6 protein-coding genes are annotated in these 6872 nt (G+C 36.2%); all 6 read left to right on the forward strand.

Annotated elements, in window-relative coordinates:
- Positions 1-2 precede the first annotated feature (2 nt).
- On the forward strand, positions 3-1181 hold the full coding sequence (locus G1O98_RS21095) for a baseplate J/gp47 family protein (RefSeq protein WP_163931423.1): 1179 nt from the start codon (positions 3-5) through the stop codon (positions 1179-1181).
- A 2-nt stretch (positions 1182-1183) separates the two neighbouring features.
- Entirely contained in the window at positions 1184-1738 is a 555-nt protein-coding gene (locus G1O98_RS21100) for a phage tail protein (RefSeq protein ID WP_163931426.1), read from the forward strand.
- A 19-nt stretch (positions 1739-1757) separates the two neighbouring features.
- Positions 1758-3233 (forward strand): hypothetical protein, encoded by a 1476-nt coding sequence (locus G1O98_RS21105; RefSeq protein WP_163931342.1) that lies wholly within the window; start codon positions 1758-1760, stop codon positions 3231-3233.
- 70 nt (positions 3234-3303) lie between these two features.
- The gene (locus G1O98_RS21110; RefSeq protein WP_163931428.1) at positions 3304-4452 is read left to right on the forward strand and encodes a tail fiber protein; all 1149 of its coding nucleotides are present in this window, start codon (positions 3304-3306) and stop codon (positions 4450-4452) included.
- A 56-nt stretch (positions 4453-4508) separates the two neighbouring features.
- Complete coding sequence (locus G1O98_RS21115; RefSeq protein WP_163931431.1) at positions 4509-6419, forward strand: hypothetical protein; 1911 nt, start codon at positions 4509-4511, stop codon at positions 6417-6419.
- Positions 6420-6435: 16 nt separating this feature from the next.
- Positions 6436-6840: a hypothetical protein gene (locus tag G1O98_RS21120; protein ID WP_163931434.1), complete on the forward strand. Its 405-nt coding sequence runs from the start codon at positions 6436-6438 to the stop codon at positions 6838-6840.
- Positions 6841-6872: the final 32 nt, after the last annotated feature.

Genomic DNA, 6872 nt, shown 5'->3' on the forward strand with positions numbered 1-6872 from the left:
ATATGGCTGACATTATATTAAATTCAATTTTCCTTGACCCACGTAATGAGACAGATATTGTAGAACAAGCTAAATTAAAGGTCTATAATGCCTCTGGTGGACTATTAAATGATTTTACTGAGAATTCCCCAGTAGCAGCTTTAATACAAGGTCAAGCCTTTGCTGGGGCTGAATTACTTTACTATGTAAATCAATTACCTTTAGCTTTAGTAATTGACTTTCTTAAAATTACTGGAGTTACCCGCAGTTCTGGAACCAAAGCTAAAACCACATTAACCTTTAGTATTAGCTCTCCTCAAAATACTATATTCACAATTCCTGAAGGATTTGAAGTAGTTGATAGCCAAGGTAAACTTTCATTCTTCACTGATGCCCCTTTAGTAATTCCTGTAGGTTTAGTATCAGGTTCAGTTACTGCTACTGCTGAGGAAGTAGGTTCTGAATACAACATTTCACCTTACTCTATTACTGGTATAACCCAACCATTAACCTACCTTGCTGGTGTTACTAACATTGAAGCTGCATCAGGTGGATCAGATTTAGAAAGTGAAGCTTCTGCTATTAATAGGGCACTCACTCAAATTAGACTTAGAAACTTAGTAAGTGCCACTGATTATGAACAGGCTGCTGAAATTCTCTTAGGGGAAGGTTCAGTTTGTAAAGCTATAGGTTTACTAGCTGGTGATAAGACTACAAGAGAATTAGGAGCAGTTCACTTATTTCTCCTAAACTCAAATGGTGAACCTGCAAATGATGCTCAAATTACCTATGTTAAATCTCAATTGGCAAGTAGAATTCAACTAGGCAGTAGCCTTTATACTTCCCCTATTGAGTTATTACCTATTAGCGCAGAATTCACAGCTAGATTAACTATAGGTGTAAATCCTGAAGAAGCATTTGACACTTTATGGGAAGTTTTTCAAGAATATCTGAGTCCTAATAGTTATCCTTTAGGTCAAGATTTAATTTTTTATGAAGTAGGTTTTGCTCTAAGAAATGCAGGGGTAATAAAAGAGGCTGGAAATCTCACATTAAACGGTTCCCCTTCAAATATACCTATAGCAAATGATTACACCCTTCCTACTCCTTATAGCTTATTTATGCAGTTAGTTGATGAAAATGGGATTGTATTTGAAGGTCTGCGAGGCTCAGGAGAATCCCCTTCGTTTGGAGGATTTTAGTAATGCAGACTGCTGAATCTTGGGCTACTAGTAAACCTATATATAGTAGATTACCTGATTGCTATCAAACTAATGAAATTGCTGAATGGTTAACAGATTATTTTGATGAGTTACTCGTAGGAACTAAGGCAAAAGTTGATGACTTACCTAGACAACTAAATCCACTATTATGTGACCCAGAATGGTTAGATTTCTTAGCCCCTTTAACTGGGTTTACAGGAGATTATTGGGATAAAACCTGGGCAACTGAAACTAAGAGATTATTGATATCTAACTCATTCATTAATATTTGGGCTAACAAAGGATCTAAAGAGGTATTAAGCCTAGTATTAAATTGCTTTGATATACGACACTTAATAACTTCTAGAGGCAACTTTATCTTAGGAACTTCTACTACTGGAGACCCATTAGGAACTAGTGCTTGGGAATATATAATTTATCTTCCAACCACATATAAATATGGGAATAAGTTTAAGTTAACTCAAAAACTTAATTCTTTATATGGCCCCTGTTGGTGCAGTAGTGAAATTATCTTTAATGACGATTATATTCCTTAATTTTAAATTATATAAATAAATGACTCAAATAGTAGGAACACTAAAAGATTCTGCTGGAAATCCTATTACAGGTAAACTCATTGTTACGTTAGCTGGTAGCCTAATTGATGATAGTACTTCCCCTGATACAATTTATCTACCTCAACCATATACCTTCACTATAACAGCAGGCGTAGTCAACATAACACTACCACAAACTGAAACTTCAAGGATTACTTATAACTTTCAATTCTTTAAAACTGATACAGATGGTGAATTAATTGAACCAGCATTACTTAATTTTAATGCAATAGTTCCTAATGTTAGCCCAGTTGAATGGGCATCATTATTACCTACTGGAATTGTAAATGATGTTTTAGATACTGGTGCTTTGAGAGTTGCTAGGTTAATTTCAACTACCCCTGCACTTGCTCAATCAATTGGTGGACCTTTTCCTCAAGGTGATTATAGCCCTACTACTACATACAAATTCAGAGATTTAGTAAATTACCTAAACAGAACTTACATAAGCAAAGACCTAAACCCAATTACAGGGGTAGTACCAACTAATACAACTAGCTGGATGGTTATACCAGTTGAACCTAATGGTTCGTTAATTTTAGCTGATGACACCCCATATAGTTCTGCTTGGAATGCTTCAGGTAAAGCTGCTTCTCAAGATGCAGTTTATGACCAAGTTGAAGATGTTAAGTCTAATGTTTCTTTAAAAGCCAACCTGATTAGTCCAATATTTTCAGGGGACGTAATTGTACCAAATCAAACATTAGGGGATGCTTCTACAAAGGCTGCTAATACTAATTTTGTTGCAGCAGGTCTAGCAGATAATATTACTATTACAAATGCAGCTTTAGCCCTTAAATCTAATCTAGCTTCTCCAATTTTTACTGGAACTGTAACTATACCAACTCCTATCACTTCAGATAATTCAACAACAGCAGCCTCAACCGCTTATGTTAAATCTAACTTAGCAAGTTATGCTACTCTAGCTAGTCCAACTTTTACTGGTGCTGTAGTTGTACCGTCTCAAGCTGCAAATGATAATTCCACAAAAGCAGCTAACACTAATTATGTTGATACTGGGTTAGCTCTTAAGGCAAATCTTACAAGTCCTACCTTTACTGGTGATCCTAAAGCCCCAACCCCAGCAACTACAGATAATGATACTAGTTTGGCTACAACAGCTTTTGTTAATGCTTTTCTTGCTAGTAAAGTATCAACAACCCTATCAAATCCAGTAATTATTCTATTACCAAATAATATAAAAGTTGCAATTGGCTCAAGTATAGTTTTACTTAATGGGGCAGGAGCAGGAAGTTTACCTTATGGTTTTACTTTTGCCTCAACCCCTATAGGTCTAATTTGTAATGCTGATAGTGCAGCATCTGTTTCAAATACTACCATAACTAGTATAACAACAACAGGTATTAACTTTACCGCAGCTCCAACAGTTAGTGCTAATGTCAGAATTAATTGGCTAGTTATTGGGGCTGCTTAGTATTCAATTTAATTATAAATAAGTTAAACAACCTCAATAAATAACAGAAAAATTAATATTAATTAAATATATGCGTAAAGTTTATCAGAATGGTGATGTTTTCACTGCTGAGGATGCTAATGCTATAGCATTTCCTATAGTAGATGGCGATGATTTCATTGGTCATGGACCCAAGGTTTTAGATTCCTTTTTAGATGACACCCCAGGGCAAATTAAATCAAACTTTTATACATTTTATAATCGCCTAAAAGTTAGTCACCAATCAGGTTTAACTTTTACTTATTTAGGTGGAGTGATTCTATTAGCTGATGGTACTTTAACTAGTATCAGCCCTGGTACTATTAATATAGCCAATAATGCTACGCGCTACATATATGTTGGTAGTGACGGTACTGTTCAATCTGCCTCTACTTTACCTAATATAAGCTTTCCACTAGCTAAAGTAACTACTGCTAGTGGAACTCTTTCTGGCAGCATAACTGACCTAAGAGACAAAGTAACTGATAGAGTAACCCCTGCTGATATCCCAGCCACTTCTGCATTTCAACCGGGCATGGGTATGGATTACTATGGTTCAACTTTACCTAATGGAGGTTGGTTATGGCAAGATGGAGCCTCATACGAGCCTTCTGAATATCCTAATTTATTTGCCGCTATTGGTTATGTTCATGGTAGTGATGGTATTAAATTCAAAGTACCAGATAGTAGAGGTAGGGTAACTATTGGTGCAGGTTCAGGTACTGGATTGACTGCTAGAACTTTGGGACAAAATGGAGGTTTAGAGAGTGTTACTTTAAACCTTGCTCAAACACCTTCTCATATTCATGGGGTAAATGATGCGGGGCATTCTCACTCTGTTAATGAAAACCCTCACTCCCATACTCTAAATGACCCCGGACATGGGCATTCTATATCTGACCCTGGTCACGCTCATTCATTAAATTTACCTGCTAGTACCAATGATCAAACTTTAGGTAATTCACCTGCTACTGGCAACCCCAATAGCAACCCTGACCAACCTTTATTAGGTGCTACTGCAAATAGTAATACAGGTATAAATATTAATGGTGCAGTTACCAATCTTAGTATGGGCGGGACTAAAACTAATATTAGTTTAAATGCTGCTACATCAGGTATTACTATTAATACCCAAGGTGGTGGAGGTTCCCATGAAAATATGCAACCTTGGTTAGCTGCTAATAAGATTATTAAATATTAAAAATTTAAGGTTCACTTTATTAATTTAGAGTGAACCTTTTTATTCATAAAACAAATATGCCAACTCAAAGAATTATTAAATCTACATTTATTGGGCTAAATAATGAACCCCTAAGAAATGCGGTTGTTCAAGTAATTCACATGCAGGGTAATACTATTGAAAATATAGAGTACCCTCAAGTTACTAAAAACTTTATCACCAATAGAGAAGGTAAAATAAACTTTATTCTCTGGTGTAATGAAGAAGGTGAACGCTCATCTTTCTATAGGTTTGTATTACCAGGTGGAGAAGTTTTTGATGCTATTGTCCCTGTAGGAACCTCTGACTTAGAACTTTCTGTACTACGTGAAGGTGGCGGAGATTGTTCTGATCCTCAACATCAATCTTTAATAACCTATATTTTAAGTCAAGCTGGTGTAAGTCTAGCAACTAATACTACGGCTGGTAAAATTAGAACTAATACTAATTCTGCTGACCCAGTTGTTTATCTCAAATCTGAAGTAGATACTCTTATAGCAGGGGTATCAGGTACTGATTTAACTAATTATTATACTAAACCGCAAACTGATACACTTTTAAATACTAAAGCTAATCAATCTACCACTTATACTAAAGCTCAAACAGATGCCCTTATAGGAGGCGTGACAGTTGACCTCAGTGGTTACTATACTAAGACTCAAACTGATAGTTTAGTAAGCCCTAAAGCTAATTCTAGTGATGTTACAGCAGCTTTATTATTGAAGGCTAATAGTAGTGATGTAACTACTTCTTTAGCTGCTAAAGCTGATATTACCTCATTAAATTCTCATACTACTAATACAAGTAATCCACACGCTGTAACTGCTGCTCAAATTGGAGCGATCGCAACCACTGCTAAGGCTGCTGCTAATGGTGTGGCAAGTTTGGATGCCAATACTTTAGTCCCTGATGCTCAACTTCCTGCAAGTGTTGCCAGAACTTCTGATGTCACCACTTCTTTAGCTCTCAAGGCTAACCTCTCTTCTCCTACTTTTACTGGTACTGTAGCTGTACCTAACCAAACAGCAGGAGATTCCTCAACAAAGGCTGCTAACACTGCTTTTGTTACTACAGGTTTATCCACCAAAGCTGACACAAGTTCTCTAACTTCTCACACAAGTAATACTTCAAATCCACATGGTACAACTGCTGCTCAAGTTGGCAATACAATTGCACAGTGGAATTCTAATAAAATTCAAGGTGTAGATGTAGTTTCTACTGCTCCTACTAATGGTCAAGTTTTAACCTACAACAGCACCACAGCCAAGTGGACACCTACTACTTCAAGTGGTGGGGGTTCTAGTAGCTTAGCTACTCTTACTGATGCAACTATTACAAGTCCATCTGAATCTCAAATACTTACCTACAATGGTACAAGTGGTAAATGGGAAAATAGAGTAGAAAGTAATTCTCACCCTGGGTATAGGTCAGGTTTCTCTTATCTATTTACAGATAAAATTACGAGTACAACCAATGCTTCCATTTCTGCAGGAAGTCTTAGATACACATTATTTTATGTTCCTTATAACGTAACTATAAGTAATTTCATATTAAATGTGACTACTGTTGCTGCAGCTGGTTCTACTTTCTTTGGTGGCATTTATTCTCATAATCAATCAACAGCTTTACCTGATACATTACTTGCAACTAATACGGCAGTTGCTGACACAGTAGGTAATAAAGTCTTTGCTATGTCACTTTCTTTAAAGCAAGGTAATTATTGGTTTGCTTTAAGTAATAGTGGAGCACCTTCTATAACTGTTAGTGGTTCTGTAAATGGTTTTATAGGTTCTAACTTCAATTTTGGGGTTACTGGTACTTTACCGATTGGGTTAAACACCTATGGTTATACAGTTACTTATACCCATGCAGCTTTACCTACTACTGCTCCTGTAGCATCTCTCTCAAGTCTGTCACAAAGTCCTCTTTACTGGTTTACAGTTGCTTAAATAAAGGTTAATATTGATGGCTATTTATCGTACATATTCTCAAGCCTCTTTTTATGCCCCTATACAATGTTTTGAAGTTGATGAATGGGCAGATTCAAATTCCCGTTGTTATGAAATTGATTGCAGTTTAATAACCCCTACTAAAGAAGCTGCCCCTGTACCTGATTGGATGCTTTTTGAAATATACTACTGGCAGATTCGATATGAAAAATATTTAATAGTTGTAGATAAATACACTGCTCTAAACTACAACAATATAGATGAATATTTAAATGATTTCCCAGAAGATAATTTCTTAAACCAAGCAGGGGAATACGATACTTGTATGAGAGTAATCACATTAATAAGTAACACTGCTGATGAAGATAGGGATGCCTTGGTTCTTTGGTATAGAGACCACCCAGAAATAACAACATATTAAATAATTAACCCACAGCTTCCTTAATTGGGGGC

This window comes from Nostoc sp. UIC 10630 (genome assembly GCF_010747425.1).
Taxonomy (GTDB): domain Bacteria; phylum Cyanobacteriota; class Cyanobacteriia; order Cyanobacteriales; family Nostocaceae; genus Nostoc.

Bases quoted from the DNA above. Each gene is read 5' to 3' on its own strand.
- G1O98_RS21100 (WP_163931426.1), top strand. From the start codon at position 1,184: ATGCAGACTGCTGAATCTTGGGCTACTAGTAAACCTATATATAGTAGA.
- G1O98_RS21095 (WP_163931423.1), top strand. From the start codon at position 3: ATGGCTGACATTATATTAAATTCAATTTTCCTTGACCCACGTAATGAG.
- G1O98_RS21120 (WP_163931434.1), top strand. From the start codon at position 6,436: ATGGCTATTTATCGTACATATTCTCAAGCCTCTTTTTATGCCCCTATA.
- G1O98_RS21105 (WP_163931342.1), top strand. From the start codon at position 1,758: ATGACTCAAATAGTAGGAACACTAAAAGATTCTGCTGGAAATCCTATT.
- G1O98_RS21115 (WP_163931431.1), top strand. From the start codon at position 4,509: ATGCCAACTCAAAGAATTATTAAATCTACATTTATTGGGCTAAATAAT.
- G1O98_RS21110 (WP_163931428.1), top strand. From the start codon at position 3,304: ATGCGTAAAGTTTATCAGAATGGTGATGTTTTCACTGCTGAGGATGCT.